The sequence below is a fragment of the Pseudomonas sp. CYM-20-01 genome, assembly GCF_023169845.1.
Lineage (GTDB): Bacteria > Pseudomonadota > Gammaproteobacteria > Pseudomonadales > Pseudomonadaceae > Aquipseudomonas > Aquipseudomonas azotoformans.
Genome location: NZ_AP025169.1, coordinates 4,577,998 through 4,593,752, shown reverse-complemented (window position 1 = coordinate 4,593,752; position 15,755 = coordinate 4,577,998). Strand labels below are relative to the sequence as shown.

Annotated in this window: 14 protein-coding genes; 3 read left to right on the top strand and 11 right to left on the bottom strand. The window is 60.1% G+C overall.

All coding sequences use genetic code 11. The features are described from left to right. Positions 1 to 11: 11 nt before the first annotated feature. The 6 genes from M2497_RS20625 to M2497_RS20600 all read right to left on the bottom strand — a co-directional run bounded on the left by M2497_RS20625 (position 12) and on the right by M2497_RS20600 (position 6,208). Positions 12 to 1,259 carry a GTP-binding protein gene (locus M2497_RS20625; RefSeq protein WP_248482754.1) on the bottom strand — a complete coding sequence of 416 codons (1,248 nt, stop codon included), beginning with the start codon at positions 1,257 to 1,259 and terminating at the stop codon, positions 12 to 14. Continuing rightward, positions 1,256 to 1,918, bottom strand: coding sequence for a nitrile hydratase subunit beta (gene nthB / locus M2497_RS20620; protein WP_248482752.1), 663 nt, complete (start codon positions 1,916 to 1,918; stop codon positions 1,256 to 1,258). Before nthB ends, M2497_RS20625 begins: the two co-directional genes overlap by 4 nt. 41 nt (positions 1,919 to 1,959) lie before the next feature. Continuing rightward, entirely contained in the window at positions 1,960 to 2,562 is a 603-nt protein-coding gene (gene nthA / locus M2497_RS20615) for a nitrile hydratase subunit alpha (protein WP_248482751.1), read from the bottom strand. Positions 2,563 to 2,641: 79 nt separating this feature from the next. Further along, positions 2,642 to 4,156: an amidase gene (locus M2497_RS20610; protein WP_248482749.1), complete on the bottom strand. Its 1,515-nt coding sequence runs from the start codon at positions 4,154 to 4,156 to the stop codon at positions 2,642 to 2,644. 118 nt (positions 4,157 to 4,274) lie between these two features. Continuing rightward, complete coding sequence (locus M2497_RS20605) at positions 4,275 to 5,144, bottom strand: transporter (protein WP_248482747.1); 870 nt, start codon at positions 5,142 to 5,144, stop codon at positions 4,275 to 4,277. Beyond that, entirely contained in the window at positions 5,141 to 6,208 is a 1,068-nt protein-coding gene (locus M2497_RS20600) for a phenylacetaldoxime dehydratase family protein (protein ID WP_248482745.1), read from the bottom strand. The genes M2497_RS20605 and M2497_RS20600 overlap by 4 nt, the downstream gene beginning before the upstream one ends. A 521-nt stretch (positions 6,209 to 6,729) precedes the next feature. Here M2497_RS20600 and M2497_RS20595 point away from each other — a divergent pair. Continuing rightward, a complete protein-coding gene (locus M2497_RS20595; RefSeq protein WP_248482743.1) occupies positions 6,730 to 7,665 on the top strand; it encodes a helix-turn-helix domain-containing protein in 936 nt (311 codons plus the stop codon). 334 nt (positions 7,666 to 7,999) lie between these two features. Here the strand turns inward: M2497_RS20595 and M2497_RS20590 are convergent, their stop codons facing one another. From M2497_RS20590 to M2497_RS20570, 5 genes are all read right to left on the bottom strand, one after another. Further along, the gene (locus M2497_RS20590) at positions 8,000 to 8,299 is read right to left on the bottom strand and encodes a superinfection immunity protein (RefSeq protein ID WP_248482741.1); all 300 of its coding nucleotides are present in this window, start codon (positions 8,297 to 8,299) and stop codon (positions 8,000 to 8,002) included. A 209-nt stretch (positions 8,300 to 8,508) separates the two neighbouring features. Next, the gene (locus M2497_RS20585; RefSeq protein ID WP_248482739.1) at positions 8,509 to 9,762 is read right to left on the bottom strand and encodes an OprD family porin; all 1,254 of its coding nucleotides are present in this window, start codon (positions 9,760 to 9,762) and stop codon (positions 8,509 to 8,511) included. Between the two features lie 91 nt (positions 9,763 to 9,853). Further along, positions 9,854 to 11,158: a citrate:proton symporter gene (locus M2497_RS20580; RefSeq protein ID WP_248482737.1), complete on the bottom strand. Its 1,305-nt coding sequence runs from the start codon at positions 11,156 to 11,158 to the stop codon at positions 9,854 to 9,856. A 128-nt stretch (positions 11,159 to 11,286) separates the two neighbouring features. Continuing rightward, positions 11,287 to 12,600 (bottom strand): dicarboxylate/amino acid:cation symporter, encoded by a 1,314-nt coding sequence (locus M2497_RS20575; protein WP_248482735.1) that lies wholly within the window; start codon positions 12,598 to 12,600, stop codon positions 11,287 to 11,289. Positions 12,601 to 12,643: 43 nt separating this feature from the next. Then, positions 12,644 to 13,726 carry a 4-oxalomesaconate tautomerase gene (locus tag M2497_RS20570; protein ID WP_248482733.1) on the bottom strand — a complete coding sequence of 361 codons (1,083 nt, stop codon included), beginning with the start codon at positions 13,724 to 13,726 and terminating at the stop codon, positions 12,644 to 12,646. Positions 13,727 to 13,891: 165 nt separating this feature from the next. Here M2497_RS20570 and M2497_RS20565 point away from each other — a divergent pair, with 165 nt between their 5' ends. After that, the gene (locus M2497_RS20565) at positions 13,892 to 14,782 is read left to right on the top strand and encodes a LysR family transcriptional regulator (RefSeq protein ID WP_071492172.1); all 891 of its coding nucleotides are present in this window, start codon (positions 13,892 to 13,894) and stop codon (positions 14,780 to 14,782) included. A 286-nt stretch (positions 14,783 to 15,068) separates the two neighbouring features. Continuing rightward, on the top strand, positions 15,069 to 15,740 hold the full coding sequence (locus tag M2497_RS20560; protein ID WP_248482731.1) for a GntR family transcriptional regulator: 672 nt from the start codon (positions 15,069 to 15,071) through the stop codon (positions 15,738 to 15,740). Positions 15,741 to 15,755: the final 15 nt, after the last annotated feature.

Below are 15,755 nucleotides of genomic sequence, written 5' to 3'. Positions count from 1 at the left end.
CCTCTACCTCGTCAAATGGATTCAGCCTGCCTGGGAGCCGACAGGGCCTGTGCATCAAAGGCCGCGGCCCCCGGCAGGGCTCGCCAGGCCGACGGTCCGGCGGCGATTTCTTCGGCACTGAGCAGGCAGTTGTCGAGCTCACGCTGCAACGCGTGGGTATCGAGATCCTGGCCGATGAACACCCACTCCTGCCGACAGTCGCCGACGATGCTGTCCCACTTGGCCATGATGCTCTGCAACCGGTATTCATCCCGCGGCCACTGCGACTGCTCGATGAAGTTCCACCAGTGCCCAACATAGTCCCACTGGAACTGCGCGCCGCTTTGCGCCAGCAGGCCGGTTTCCAAGTGCCGGCTGGCCAGCCAGAAATAACCTTTGCTGCGTAACAGGCGTCCGTTGCTCCAGGGCTGTTGGAGGAAATCGAGCAAGCGTTGTGGGTGGAAGGGCGCGCGTTCGCGGTACACCCAGGACGTCACGCCATAGGTGTCCGACTCGGAGGCCGGAGCGTCTTCAACCTCCATTTTCCTCATCCAGCCCGGCGACGCCGCAAGGCTGGGCAAGTCAAACAGATAGGTGTCGAGGAGGCGGGTCAACTCAACCTGGCCGTGGGCCATCGGTATGATCCGCGCCGTCGGGTTAAGGCCTGCGAGGACCGCCTGCACGGCCTGATAACCCGGCTCGTCGATCAGGTCCCGTTTGTTGACGAGAATGACGTTGGCGTACTCCACCTGCTCGATCAGCAGGTCCGCCAAAGGGCGTGCAGAGGTGTTCTCCTGTGTATCGTCGCGGGCCACGGTGTCCGGTGACGCGAGCAACGCCTGAAAACGGCTGCCATCGACCACCGTCACCAGGGTGTCGAGCCGTGCCAGTTCGCTGAGGCTGAAGCCTTCAGCGTCAAGGAAGGCGAACGTCTCGGCGACCGGCATTGGCTCCGAGATGCCCGTGGATTCGATGAGCAGGTAATCGAAACGCTGCTGACGCGCCAGGGCACTGATCTGTTCGAGCAGATCGGCGCGTAGCGTGCAGCAGATGCAGCCGTTGCTCATTTCGATCAGCTCATCGCGACCACGGTGCAGCGACACGTCGCGCTGCACCTCGGCGGCATCGATATTGACGTCGCTCATATCATTGACGATGACCGCCACCCTCAGGCCTTCGCGATTGCGCAGGATATGGTTGAGCAGCGTGGTCTTGCCGGCACCGAGGAAGCCGGAAAGCACCGTCACCGGCAGTCGGCCCGCCTGGGTGCCGTCCATCATACGTTCACCGCTCGAGGGGCATCGACGTGGTCCAGGTAGCTTTCGAACAGATCGACCACCACGAAGCCGTCATCTGCTGCATCGCCCCACAGGTCTTTCACCGCAAACTCCACATGGTAGGTCGGCTGATGCGCCGCGCTGGTATCGCCATGGCCGATCGCGTCCGGGAACGGCCATTTTTCCGCAGTGCGGTGCAACACCACGCCTTGCTTGCCGCGCACATAGGCCGGCATGCGGATATGCCCGGCCACGTACTCGTCGCGCACGACCACGCGGTCGCCGACCTCAAACGGAGCGCGACCGGTGATCGCCGCACGCCCTCCCGCCTGTGCCGGATTTGCCAGCTTGAAGTGAGAGCCCAAAGCCTGGTCGAGCTCCGCCTGGGTGATGACGCCCGTTTCGACCAGCAAGGTGGCGGTTGCGATGACATAGCGTTCGTAGTACTGGGTGCCGACATGTTGGCGTACGTCCAGGCGTTCGACGGCATGACGCACTTCGTCCACGCTGAACTTTTTCAAATGATCGGCCCCGACGAACATCAAGCTGTACGCCAGGTGCTCCCAGTCCTGCTTGAATACCTGTTTGTAGTCCAGGCTATTGATGGTGTGAGGGACTTTGCCAAAGCCTTGGAAACCGCCGAGATCGTGAAAGCCATCCATAATAGAAACTCCGGGAGTTGAACGATGATGCGTGGTTTTTCTCAGCCAACGCAGGGCAGGGCGACGCCGATCAGCACGTCTTTGGTCACGAGTGCCTGAAGCTGCTCCTCACTCATGTGTTCGGAACCTTCAGGCCTTAGCGGCAACACCAGGTAGCGGGTTTCGGCGCTGGTATCCCAGACCTTGACCGCCACGTCGGTTGGCAACTCCGTCCCCAGTTCGCGTAGCACGGTGCGCCCCTCCCGGACCAGGCGGGCACGAAACTCGAAGCCCTTGTACCACTCGGGTGGCAGGCCGAGCACCGGCCAGTTGGTGCATGAGCACAGGCTGCAGACAATCACGTTTTTTACCTGTGGCGTGTCTTCCAGCGCGACGATGTATTCGCCCTGCGGGCCGGTATAGCCGAACTGGGCACATGCAGCGGTGCCGTCCTTGAGCAACAGCGCCCGGAACTGCGGATCGACCCAGGCCTTGGCGACCACCCGGGCGCCGTTCTCCGGGCTCCAGCCGTGCTCCATCAATTGCGTGAGTTGCTCGACGTAGCCCTCTGGAATCAGGTCCTTGCTCTTGAGGACCTGGAACAATGCCCAGGCCCGTTCACCGGGGGTTGAAGTGCTCGCAGGCGTGGAAGTAGATGGACTCATGGGGTATCTCCTGTCAGTCATCGCGGTTGTGGAGTGGTTGAAACGTGCCGGTCTTTCTTATTGTTTTCAGGTTGGGCGCTCAGAGCGTGCGCCAGTCCACCGCGGCTTCGAACGCCGCCGCGGCCTGGTAGATCGTGCCTTCGGCGTAGTGCCTGGCGACCAGCATCAACCCGACGGGCAGCCCGTCCACCAGGCCGCAGGGAATCGACATGGCCGGATGCCCGGTGATGTTTTGTGGCGCGGTATTGCCGATCATTTCCAGGGCGCGGGCCACGTATTCAGTGATCGCGCAGCCCGCCGGCGGGTGGGGCTGGGCAGTGATGGGCGTGGTCGGCATCACCAGCAAGTCATAGCTCTGCAAGGCCTTGTCATAGCCTTGCCGGGCAAAGCGGGCGAGGTTCTGTGCCTTGGCGTAATACCGCCCGTTGTAGTGGGTCAGGCCGTACTGCCCGACGAACATGCACAGCTTGAGCGACGCGGATAATTGGTCCGCCTGCTCGCGCCAGCCGGCCTGTTTGTCCAGCAGGCCGACGTCATACAAGCCTTTCCAGTTAAAGCCTGCGCCGTTGCCATGCATCATCTGCATGGTCAGGCCTTCACAACCGATGGGGTGCCACAACGAACCTGCCAGGTTGTGTTCGGGAACGGACACTGTCTCGACATGGGCGCCCAACGCCTCGAGACGGGCGACAGCGTCGCGCACCTTGTCCGCCACGCGCGGATCCTGATTGGCCAGCGCGAACCCCTCCTGCAACACACCGATCCTGAGCCCGCTCACCCCCCGCGCCAGATAACTGCAATAGTCATCGACCTGAGGCGCCGCCTGGCGTGGGTCGAGGCCATCGGAACCGGCCATGGCCTGCAGCATCAGCGCGTTGTCGTGCACGTTGGCGGTGATGGGACCGACATGATCAATCGTCGCTTCAATCGCCATGATGCCGGTGTAGGGCACCAGGCCATGGGTCGGTTTCATGCCATAGGTGCCGCAGAAGGCCGACGGGATGCGGATGGAGCCGCCTTGATCGCCGCCCACGGCGATGTTGACTTCACCGGCGGCGACCAAGGCCGCGCTGCCCGATGACGACCCGCCGGCGGCATACCCGTGACGATGGGGGTTGTGTACCGGGGCTGGGTCAGAGGTATGGCTGCCGCCCGACAGGCAGTAGTGTTCGCAAGTGGCTTTGCCGAGGATGGTCGCGCCGGCATCGAGCAGACGTGTGACCACGGTGGCATCGAAACCCGGTACAAAACCTTCCAGCGGTGCGGCGCCGTTCATCATCGGGACGCCGGCCAGGGCGATGTTGTCTTTGAGCGCGACGGTTTTACCGGCCAGCAGGCCGCCACGGGCGCCATTCACTTCAGTCCGGTAGTACCAGGCGTTGAGCGGGTTTTCCTTGGCCGAGGGGCGATAGCCTGAGCTGCGCTCGTAACGTATCGGCGGAACGAAATCACACAGTTCGTCGACCAGATCGTATGCATCGAAACTTGGTTGCATCAGATCCAGATAGGACGCTGACTGTTCCTGGGTCAGTCGCATGTTCAACTGGGCCGCGATGGCTAACAGCTGATCCAGCGTGGGACGAGTAATGGCCATGATTTTCCTGTCTTTTTATCGATTCAGTCCGGGTGGTGATGTACACCAAATTAGGCGTCTATCACCGTATTCGCATGGTTGAGCAGGACACGCACTTGGCTGAAAAGGACAGCGGCATTCAGAACACTTTCAAGACGCGCAGATTCAGGCGCGCGCCTTCCTTGAAGCCTTGCTCCACCTCGATATCCCTGCCGAGCTGCGCCTGTACCTGCAATGTGGGATCAATAAAGTGCGTGACTGTGAAACGTGCGTAGGACGTCGACACGCCATCGTGCTGGTCAACGCCGTCGATGCTGGTTGCGGCCCCGGTGACATAGCCTCCACCGAGGGCGAACGTGGTGCTTGGGGTCCAGTTGTAGCGCACGGCGGCCTGGTACTCGTAGCGCGTGTTTTCTTCGAGTTTCGCGCTGCTGGTACCGTAGTCGTGATTGGTCGAAACCCAGGACACGTCGGCGACGGTGTCCAATGCCCACTGCGCTGAGAAGTGGTGGATATAGGCCGCTTGTAACGTTGCCCGCCAGCGGTTCTCGCCCAGGTTCAAGGCGTCGTTTTTGTCGTAGCTGCCCACGGGGATGTACAGGTAGGGGGCCAGGGCAAACACATCCTTGTTGGCGGTGGGGAGTGTCCACTTGAGCGGGGCGGTGAGAATCGGGTCACCCAGGCCATGTGCATCACCCAGCGCGCCGACGTCGCCAGAGGCGTTCATGTAGCCGAACGGCAGCAAGATCTGCGGTTCCCATGAAAGGTTTTCGCCAAGGCCTATGGCATGGATGTAACGCAGGATGCCTACGTCGGAGCTGAGCTTGGCGTTGTCGGAGGTTCGATGGCCGTTCTGATACAGCTCGGACCGGTTGGCGTGCTGGTAGTAAAACAACACCGCATCGGCCCCGGCGGGCAGCGGTTCGAAATCCCCCGGCGCGACCTCGAGGGCCTGGCTTTTGGCAAACGGCAACATCCCCAGCACCAACACGACTCGACTCAATTTCATGGCCGTTCTCCTTGTGCGGCAGCGGCATCGCGCAGCATTCCGGTGTGCGCATGGCAGTTGATGTACTCGAAGATCTGGCTGTTGGCGTCTGACACTGACACTTCGTGGTACAGCCGCAACTTTTTCAAACCGGCGGCCACGCGGAAGAACGTCACGAAAATACGCAGGTGGGTCGGGTGGGATTCGGCCCAGCGCTCGAGTTTTTCCACCGAGCGCCAGTGTCCGATGTTGTAGCTGATGTCGAGAAAATTGCCGTCCAGGTCGATATTGCGCACGAACCGGTTGCTGTAGCAGCCCAACGGCTGGCCGTTGTCACGCAGGAAGTCCATGCCGTCCTGCAACGTCGGTAGAATTTCGTCGAGGTACAGCGAGCGTTCATCCGCCTCGGCGTCCGCCCAGTCCTGGCCGGAACGAATCAGCGTGAGGTTGTCATGCCCCAGCACCACCACCCGGCCGCCCCTGGCAGGATCACCGCTGATCACTTGCAGCTCACTCGTGGGCTTCATCCAGTCGGTCTGGGAGATCGCAAAGCGGTCGCGCATCGAGCCCCAGTAACCGTGCTCTTCGATTTCGCCACTGGTCTTGTCCATGACGGCGCCGACACCAGGTAGATTGTCCTGGAAGGCGTAGAGTGTCTCGAACTGCTCGGCGCGCGGTGCGCTGATTTCACGAAAATAGCCTAGCCCGTCATTGAGGCGATCCTGGGAGGCCCACCAGTCGTTGACCGCAGCACAGCGCAACCAGCGGCAGTGAGCAGCCGGGTCTTTCCAGTAGCCGACCACGATCAAGTTATCAAAGCCGCTGTTGTCGGTGTGGTGGGTCACGTCATGGGTCTGCGGGCCATCGGCCAGGCTGAAGCTGCCGACGATGTGACGCATGGCCTGGAGCGCGGCTTCGCGTTGCGCTTCCCCTCGGTACTGCACGCCGAGGTAGGCCATCACCACCTGTTCCAATTGCTCGTCGGCGCGTGCAACCCACATGGCAAAGGGCGGCTGGTACTCGTCGGGCACGCGGCGCGACAGGGTGCGTGGGCATCTGAGATGTGTGTCGATTGCAGATTCCATGTTGAGCTCCTCGTTATTTTCGTTCAGGCCTACGGGTGGGCATCAGTGCTTGGGCGACGGGTCGCGCTTGGCGGTCTGTCGTCGGCGCAGCAGCTTCATGGCCCCCCACTCGATCAACCAATAAGCCGACTCTTCAGGCACGAGGTCGCGCCTGTGCAGGAGCCAGGAGGCATCAGCCAAAGGGTGTGAACAGTGTCGATGCATGGCGTGCCTCATCAGCGGGGGTTGAGCTGCTGTGAGGTGGAAATTAGGCGTGACGGCGAGAGGCCGCTTGGTTCGTCGAGACAACCGTTTGGTTGGAAAAGACAACCCCGGGGGGGACCCCTCCGGTGATCGGCGTTGGTGCGCCCGTGTCGAAAGCCCAGGCCTGTTTGCCTCTTATTGGGGACGCTCGGGCGCAGGAAGTCGCTATGAGTACGTGAGGGCGACCGTCAATGTGTCTGGCCTATTAATTGCTAGCGCTGAAAAGCCGGTAACACCTTTTCGAGCTCTAACTGTATTGCCGTACCGAGGTCAGTGCCATGAATCCAAGCACTCAGTATTCGACCCTTGCTGTTGCTGCACCACGTCGCTTTGATTACTGGAAAGAAGTGGTCTGCCGCCATTGCCTGGCGGCCGATAGCAAACCCTTGTCCCAGAGCAGTTTCGATGGTGTGCTTGCGGTCAATACCTTAGGCCGTCTGGACATCTGTTCACTGTCATCGCCCCTGCATTACTGGGAGCGTTCCGCGCAACATCTGCGTAGCGGTCCGGCCGACGATTTATGGCTGGGGTTCGCCCGGAACGGTCATGGGCAAATTGAACAGAGCGGAAGAAAAGCCAGCCTGGCCACTGGCAATTTGTTTCTTTATGACGCAACGCAACCGTTCCGATTCAGCCTCGGTGGTACCGAAAATCACCTGGTGCGTATTCCGCGGGCATTGCTGACTGAACGCCTGCCGCGTATTGCGGAGCACACCGCGATGGTTCTCGATGATCGGCGGCCCGGCGTGATTCCCTTGCGTGAAATGCTGCGCCAAGCAGCGATTACCCCGGCATCCTTGCAGGATCAGGGCATCTCCAGTCGCTATTCAGAGGCGTTGCTCGACCTTCTGGTGATCAGCCTGGAACTCCAGGACCTGAAGGCCACTCACCAGGAACTGGACCTTTACGGCCGCATCATGCAGTACATCCAACGGCATCTGGCCGAGCCGGACCTGTCGATTGAGGTCATCGCTCAAGCCCACAATGTGTCCACCCGCACCGTCACGCGCGCGTTCGCGCGGTACCAGAAAACCCCCGCCGCCGAGATTTGGAGGGAACGCCTGAATGCCAGCCGTGAAGCGATCGAGCGCGGCCAGGTGCGCAGTATCTCGCAGGCCGCGCTGGACTTCGGGTTTTCTGACTTCTCCCATTTCAGCCATGCGTTCCGCAAAGCGTTCGGCGTCGCGCCTAACACCTTGTTGCAGCGAAATTGAATGATCAAGCAGGGGGAGCGCTAGCCGGCGCTCCTGGTCCTGGACATATCAATCTCAAATGTTATCTCGTCTGCAAGCTGCTGTACGCTCGAGCGGTCTGCAAGCTTGGCCAGGTTGATACCTGTTGTACAAAACATTGATTCGGTTTCTGGCGACCTGACAAAGACGGTAGCAGTCCAGCCATTGATCAGAACGCAATCGACCTTGTGCCCCGGCAGGCTCCGCTCCAGACCCTCGGTCAGCGATATTTTCTTCCAGCTGTGCATGATGACGTACTAACGTGGGTAGTGATGCACGATTGACCTGCGCCTTTTGAAGAAGTGCCAATAGGCCATCACTTTCTATCTCCGCGCTTGAGTGCATTTGCTTCGTGTTGGCGCAGTTCGGCAAGGGCCCAACGATAGGCCTTGAACCAGCCGATGACGGTCCAGCCCGCAAGGAGATTTTTCGTGAGTAAGGCACGGGGAGGATCAGGGTGGAGGAGGGCTACGCAAACCGACGGATACATGTAGAGCAGGACCGCACTGAGATAGAACAAGAAGCTGGCCGCCAGCGCTATTGCTGTGTCACCCGTGCAGATGAGATAGCTGACGGCGCATGTTGGGATGAGTATTGCCAGGCCAAATACCCTCATCGACCGCTCTCCAGAACCGCCGCTTCAGGCCGCGGCCTTGGAAGCAGTGATATCACAATGCCTTGTCCTTGAACAGGTAAGCGCTCCAGTTGAGCAGGCCATGAACGGGCAGGGTCACCGGCAGAATCAGTATTTGTTCTTGAACAGCATGTTGGGATGTCCTCACCTTAACCTGAAGGAAAGCGGCCGCAAGGGCCGCGATCGTCGACTTACCAGAGGGCAATGTCATAGGTGAGGTAGAGGCGGTTGCTGTCGCGGCCCCGGGAGAATTCAGAGCGATAGACGTAGTTGCGCATGCGCACCCCCAGCCCCTTGAACGTGCCGGCCTGCACCACGTAGGCCAGCTCGGTATCACGCTCCCATTCCTTGACCGTGGTCGTGAACTTGCCGTCATTGCCGCTCAGGTAGCGTGCCGAGAAGGTCAGGCCGGGTACGCCGACGGCGGCGAAGTTGTAGCCGTAGTTGAGCATCCAGGTCTTCTCGTCCTCCTCGATGAATTTGCCGATACCGGCGTTGCTGAATGAGTAGACGGTGGCGCCGCTGATGTAGGGCAGACCGGCATCTCCGCGAAGGGTCTGGTAGCCCCCTCCGACGGTATGGCCTGCGATCACGTAGGACAACTGGCCGCTGAACATGTCATTGTCGATTTTGCCCGCGTAGCCAGCGCCGCTATCAACACTGTTGAAGTAGCGCAGGTCGCTGGTCAGCACACCACCGGCCAGTGGCAGGTCGTGCTGGATGCCGGCAAAGTTCTGTCGGTAGAAGTTCTCGAGTTCCCCGTAGAAATAACTCAAGCGAAGGTTTTTGCCCCATTTGTACTCAGCCCCGGCGTAGTTGAAATCTCCCGATTTTTCCCCGCTGTAGCCGTCGGGCACGATCGGCACGCTGTTGGTGGAGTCGCGTAGTTTGAAACGGTCCAGGTGCCCGCCGGTGACGGTCAGGTTGTCGATGTCGGTGCTGCTGACCTGGGTGCCCTGGTAGGTCTGGGGCAACAAGCGTGCATCGTTGTAAATCAGCACCGGCGTCTTGGGCAGCAAGGTGCCGTACTTGACCGTGGTTTTGGCGAACCTGGCCTTTGCGGTTGCGCCGGCGCTGGCGAACTCGTCGGCCGCTCGCCCGTCATCGTGCACCGGCATGAGCCCGGTGCCACTGCGGCCGCGCCCTGAATCGAGCTTCACGCCATACAGCCCCAGGGCGTCCACGCCAAAGCCGAGGGTGCCCGGCGTAAATCCGGACTGATAGTCCAGCAGAAATCCCTGGGCCCACTCGGTACGCTCGCTTTTTGCCGTTCTGGCGGCTCGCGCACTCAAGCCGTGCTCGTCGCGAAAGTTCTCGTTGAAATACACGTTGCGCAGTTGCAGCTTGAGTTTGCTGTCATCAATAAAACCTTCGGCGTTGGCTCCTGCGACGGGTACCAGGCCTAACGCGCAAAACAAAGCCCGACGGGCATACATAGGGTTCATGGCAAATGACTCTTTGTTGTTATTTGGGGTGCAGGGCGACACGCGCCCCGTGAGCGAGGCGCGCTGAAAGACAGCAGAGGTTGTGGGTGGATCAGGTGAACAGGCTGATGGCCCCGGTCAACAAGGCCAGCGCGGTGACGACCAGCGAGGTCAGCACTGCCCATTTGACGGTGGCCTTCTGGAAGTCGCCGATATCGCGATCGACCATGCCCACCAGCAACAGGGTCGAGGCCACTAGCGGGCTCATGAGGTGGACGGGTTGCCCCAGGATCGAGGCGCGCGCAATTTCAACCGGGTCGATGCCATACGCCGCGGCGGCATTGGCCAGGATCGGCACCACGCCAAAATAGTAGGCGTCATTGGACAGCACGAACGTCAGCGGCATGCTGGTGATCGCCACCACCAATGGAAACAGGTGGCCCCAGGATGGCGGGATCCAGTCGACGAGGGTCTGTGCCAGGGCGTCCACCATCTTTGTGCCGGAAAAAATCCCGGCAAAGATCCCGGCGGCGAATACCAGCAACACCACGGTCATTGCGTTACCCGAGTGCGCCAGGATGCGTTCTTTCTGAATGTCCAATTGCGGGTAGTTGATCATCAGCGCGAGCACAAAGCCGATCAGGAACAGGATCGCGGAGTGCATCAACCCCATCACCAGGGCCGCCATCACCGCAATGACCAGCACCAGGTTGACGTAGGCCAGTTTCGGACGCTTGTGGGGGGTGTCCTCAAGAATCGCGTTGATGTAGCAATCGCCGCCACCGCTCTGCAGTTGGACATTGCCGATCCGCTTGCGCTCGGCACGTCCCAGCAGGAAGGCGGTGAAGATCACCCACAGGGCGCCGCCGATCATGGTCGGCAGCAACGGCACGAAGTATTCGCCGGCATCCAGGCCCAGCGCGGCAATAGCCCGTGTCGCGGGGCCGCCCCAGGGGGTCATGCCGCTCATGATGCTCAGCGACAGCATGGAAATGGTCGCCAGGATCATCGGGTTCATGCCGATGCGCTTATACAGCGGCAGCATCGCTGCGCAGGTGATCATGTAGGTCGTGGTGCCGTCGCCGTCGAGTGCGACCAGCAAGGACAGCAGGGCAGTGCCGACCGCGATCTTCATCGGGTCGCCATTGACCCGCTTGAGGATCTTGCGGATCAGCGGGTCGAACAAGCCTGCGTCGATCATCAGGCCAAAGAACAGGATCGCGAACAACAGCAGTGCGGCAGACGGTGCGACCATTTTCAGGCCGTCGAGCATCATCTTGCCGGTGGTGCCACCGAAACCGCCAATCACCGCGAAGACGATAGGTACAACGGTGAGCGCGACGATTGGCGACAAACGCTTCGTCATGATGAGGACGGTAAATACGACCACCATGGCCAGGCCAAGGAAAGCGAGCATAGGACGATTCTCTTGTTGTTATCGTAATAGTGGCTGACGCCGAGGCGCACGCGCCCTGATCCGCCGGGCGGCCAAAGGCGCCTGGCGGAGGAGGGGTCAAGTCAGGGAGGGGCGTTGCCCGGTGATTGTTAAACGCGCTTGGGGACTTTCAGGTCTTCCCAGGCTTCTACCGGCGTCGCAGAGGGTTTTGCGTCGAGCATCCGGTGCAGCGTTTCGCGATGGCAGGCATTTTCCGATAGGGAAATCACTACCGTCGCGACGGCGTTGCTGGCCAGGCTGGTCAGGGCGCGCGCCTCGGACATGAAGCGGTCAACCCCGATCAGCAGCGCCAGGCCGGCCAACGGGATGTCGTGAATGACCGTCAAGGTCGAAGCGAGCGCGACGAACCCGCTGCCCGTCACGCCGGCGGCACCTTTGGAGGACAACAGCATGATCGCCAGCATGGTGATGATTTGCGTCAGGCTCAGGTCAATGTTGCAGGCCTGGGCAATGAAAATCGCCGCCAACGACAGGTAAATGGCCGTACCGTCCAGGTTGAACGAGTAGCCGGTGGGGAGTACCAGGCCCACGACGCCTTTCTTGCAGCCCAGCGCTTCGAGTTTTTCCAGCATGCGTGGCATGACCGGTTCCGTGGAGGACGTGCCCAGCACCACCAGGAATTCTTCACGGAAGTAGCGCAACAGTTTCCACAGGCTGAAGCCGTTGCTACGGCAAATGCTGCCCAGGATCACGAACACGAAGAAGCCGCAGGCGATGTACAAGGTCATGATCAACTTCGCCAGCGAACCCAGCGAAGTGATGCCGTACTGACCCACGGTGAACGCCAGGGCGCCGAAGGCTCCGACCGGGGCAAAACGCATCAGGTACGCGAAGATCTTGAAGACCATCTGCGAAGCGGCTTCGAGTACGTCGAGTACCGGCTTGCCACGCTCGCCCAGGGATGACAAGGCAAACCCGGATAACACCGCAATAAAGAGCACCGGCAGCACTTCCCCCTTACTGAAGGCACCCACGAAGGTTTCGGGGATGATGTGCATGAAGAACTCCACAACCCCAAGCTTTGCCGCCGACTCGGTGTACTGGGCCAAGCCTTTGGTGCTCAGTTGGGTGGGATCAATGTTCATGCCGACGCCCGGCTGGAACACGTATACCGCCACCAGGCCAATGACCAGGCTGATCACCGTAAGGCCAAAAAACAGCAGCATGGTCTTGCTGAGCAGGCGTCCGAGCGAGCGTTTGTCGCTCATTCCGGCGATGCCGGTGACGATGGTGCAGAACACCACGGGGGCAATCATCATCTTGATGAGCTTGATGAACGCATCACCCAGTGGTTTGAGTGCGATGGCCTGCTGAGCCCAGAAATGCCCAACCACAATGCCCAGCACCACGGCGCAGAGGATCTGGAAGTAGAGCGATTTAACAACTTTCATGGCATCACCCATTTTTAGAATTGTGCGGATGCAAAAATGCCAACGACCGCCGGAATTATCCGGCGAGGCGCTGTGACTCAGTGGCGTAGACGTAACCGGAGAACAGCCTGCGCGCGGTGCGTACGACGGACGCTTGAATTGTCTCACCATTGCGGCCGGTGTAGGACAATACGACATCAATCCCGCCGCTTGGGTGTTCGATACGCACCGCTTCACGACGCGGCGTGCTGACCCCGCCAAGCATCTGCGCGACGATGCTGCCTTCTATCACGCACGCGGTGGCCAGACCAATCGAGCCGGTAATGGCGAGCGCGCGGTGGCAGTTGTGCGGCATGAAATAGCGAACCTGAATCGTACCGCCAGCTTTCGCGGGCGAGACCAGCACCGGCTTGGGAATCACTTTGCCGCTGACATCGCCCAGGCCCATGGCCAGGCCGGCCTTCAGCCGCAGCGTCTCAAGGCGTCGCAGGAATTCTTTATCGGCGTCCAGTTCCGCTGGGCTCTCATCGCCACGCTTGCCCAGTTGACTGGCTTCGACGAGCACCATGGGCATGGCCATGTCGATACAGGTCACCGCAATGCCATCAATGACGTCCTGCGTGTTGCCGGTGGGAAAGAGTTTGCCCGTCTTGCTGCCGGCTGCATCCAGGAAGGTCAGTTGCACCGGCGCCGCGGTGCCGGGCACACCATCAATGGCGGTATCGCCCTCATAACTGACTTTGCCATCCGGTGTGTACACCTCGGAATGGATGAAGGTCCCGGTGTTGACGTTGCGAATGCGCACACGGGTGCGTCCGGGGGTGGCTTTGACCAGGCCCTGTTCGATGGCGAACGGGCCAACCGCACACAGCATGTTGCCGCAATTAGGTGCGCTGTCGACTCTGCGCTGCGAAACCATCACCTGGACAAACAAGTAATCAACGTCCGCATCCGGGTGCAGTGAAGGGCTGACAATCGCAACCTTGCTGGTTTGCGGGCTGCCACCGCCGATTCCGTCGATCTCCAGTTCATGACCGGAGCCCATCAGGTTGAGTAGCAGTTCGTCGCGGGCCTCGATGGACGACGGCAAATCCCAGTCGAGAAAAACCGGACCTTTGGAGGTACCACCGCGCATCAGCACACAGGGGATTCTTTGCATAATACTGACTCTTGTTGATCAATCGAGGTGATTGATGCTCTGGGAGCAAGAGTCTCAAGCTTTGAAAAATGTTTCCAATGCAAAAATTGACGTTATTATTGCGTTTGGCGAATGATAAAAGTGCGCTAAACGACTTCCCTATTTCCTTGGCTGACGAGACTGGACATGGACTATGAGCTAAACGACATCCGATCTTTCGTGAAAATCGCCGAATTGGGTAGCTTTCACGAAGCGGCCGATGCTTTGCATCTGTCTCAACCTGCACTCAGCCGGCGGATAAAAAAACTGGAAGAGGGGCTGGGCACGGCGTTGCTGGATCGCACCACCCGCAAAGTCAGCCTTACCAGCGTCGGGCGTGACTTTCTTCCCAAGGCGCGCCGGTTGCTGGATGACTTCGACGAGTCGATTCTTAATATCCGTGAACTGGCCGAACGCCAGATCGGTCGTGTAACCCTGGCGTGTATCCCTACCGCCGCGTTCTATTTCCTGCCTTCAGTGATCCGTCTGTACAACGAGCGCTATCCAAAAATCCGCATACGTCTGCTGGATTTGAGTGCGAATGAGGGCCTTGAAGCGGTACTGCGCGGGGAAGCCGACTTCGGTATCAACATGATGAGTGGGCAGCATCCGGACATTGAGTTCGTGCCATTGGTCAGTGAGCCCTTTGTATTGGCGTGCCGGCGTGATCACGAGCTGGCAGGTCGCAGTTCGGTCACCTGGTCTGAATTGAGCGATTACCGCCTTATCGGGGTAGGGCGTTTGAGCGGCAACCGCATGCTGCTCGACCACGCTCTATCGGGTTTGAGTTGGCGGCCGCAATGGTTCTATGAAGTCCAGCACCTTTCGACTTCATTGGGCCTGGTGGAGGCCGGCCTGGGGGTTTCGGCGATGCCAAGCCTGGCCATGCCGGCTGATGATCATCCCACCTTGGTCAGCGTCCCGTTGATCGAGCCAGTGGTTAACCGTTCTTTGGGCTTGGTCTACCGCCGAGGCTCATCGCTTTCGCCTGCGGCGGAAAAATTCGTCTCGATACTGCTTGAGCAATGGCCACAGTGAGCGGCCGCGTGTGGCCGTCCACTGGCGGTCATACGCATGAGTGAGCTGCCGTCTGCGAGTGAGGCATTCCCGGGCGTGCCCTCGCTTGTTACTTCTGCCCACTGATGGGGCGTTTTCTGAGCGGTTAGGTAGCGGGCTTCTGCACGATCGCTTCATGTTTTCCGGTGACGAACGGGTCTATTTCATTCGAATCAAGCGCTTGGCTCATCATGACTTCACTTGGCACACATCCTGCTTTTTTCGTATCCATGGATAATTGGATACAAAAATTCAAAAGGTGCTGCCGATGCAATTTGCCCCCGCTTACGTTGACCGCCAGCCCCTCACTGCCGAGGAGGAGGCCTACAACTTCCTGCTCGATGCCATTTGCGGCGGTCGTTACCGCAAAGGCGACCGTCTGATCGCCGAAGACATCGCCAGCGAGATCGGCATGAGCCGCATGCCGGTGCGCGAAGCCTTTCGCCGCCTGGACGCCCAGGGCCTGGTGAACTTGCGGCCCAATCGCGGTGCCATCGTCAGCGGCCTGGATATCGATGAACTGCACGAAGTGTTCGAAATGCGCAGCGCCCTCGAAGGCCTGGCGGTGCGCGTAGCGGTGGGGCGCATCGGCGAGCGCCAGTTGGCCGCGCTGGAGCGCTTGCTCGACGCGATGGACGACTACCGTGACGACAGCGCCGCCTGGGTCAGTCGCCACCGTGCCTTCCACGAATACCTGTGCAGCCTTAGTGGCCGCCCGCGCCTGATGAAGCAGATCTCGGCGCTGTACTCACTGGTCGAAGCGCCGATGCGCCTGTGGTTGCAACACGGCGAAAAACCTCTCAGTGCCCGCCAGGAACACGCGGTGATTCTCGACGCGATCCGTGCCGGTGACGCCGCCCGCGCCGAAGCCGTGGTGCGCGAACATATCGAAGGCACCGTGCCGGCGCTGATCCAGTTCCTGCAAAGCGAACAACAATAAGAAACACCTGCTGTG

Coding starts and splice junctions, on each gene's coding strand:
- M2497_RS20625 (WP_248482754.1), bottom strand. CDS start 1,259: ATGATGGACGGCACCCAGGCGGGCCGACTGCCGGTGACGGTGCTTTCC.
- nthB (WP_248482752.1), bottom strand. CDS start 1,918: ATGGATGGCTTTCACGATCTCGGCGGTTTCCAAGGCTTTGGCAAAGTC.
- nthA (WP_248482751.1), bottom strand. CDS start 2,562: ATGAGTCCATCTACTTCCACGCCTGCGAGCACTTCAACCCCCGGTGAA.
- M2497_RS20610 (WP_248482749.1), bottom strand. CDS start 4,156: ATGGCCATTACTCGTCCCACGCTGGATCAGCTGTTAGCCATCGCGGCC.
- M2497_RS20605 (WP_248482747.1), bottom strand. CDS start 5,144: ATGAAATTGAGTCGAGTCGTGTTGGTGCTGGGGATGTTGCCGTTTGCC.
- M2497_RS20600 (WP_248482745.1), bottom strand. CDS start 6,208: ATGGAATCTGCAATCGACACACATCTCAGATGCCCACGCACCCTGTCG.
- M2497_RS20595 (WP_248482743.1), top strand. CDS start 6,730: ATGAATCCAAGCACTCAGTATTCGACCCTTGCTGTTGCTGCACCACGT.
- M2497_RS20590 (WP_248482741.1), bottom strand. CDS start 8,299: ATGAGGGTATTTGGCCTGGCAATACTCATCCCAACATGCGCCGTCAGC.
- M2497_RS20585 (WP_248482739.1), bottom strand. CDS start 9,762: ATGAACCCTATGTATGCCCGTCGGGCTTTGTTTTGCGCGTTAGGCCTG.
- M2497_RS20580 (WP_248482737.1), bottom strand. CDS start 11,158: ATGCTCGCTTTCCTTGGCCTGGCCATGGTGGTCGTATTTACCGTCCTC.
- M2497_RS20575 (WP_248482735.1), bottom strand. CDS start 12,600: ATGGGTGATGCCATGAAAGTTGTTAAATCGCTCTACTTCCAGATCCTC.
- M2497_RS20570 (WP_248482733.1), bottom strand. CDS start 13,726: ATGCAAAGAATCCCCTGTGTGCTGATGCGCGGTGGTACCTCCAAAGGT.
- M2497_RS20565 (WP_071492172.1), top strand. CDS start 13,892: ATGGACTATGAGCTAAACGACATCCGATCTTTCGTGAAAATCGCCGAA.
- M2497_RS20560 (WP_248482731.1), top strand. CDS start 15,069: ATGCAATTTGCCCCCGCTTACGTTGACCGCCAGCCCCTCACTGCCGAG.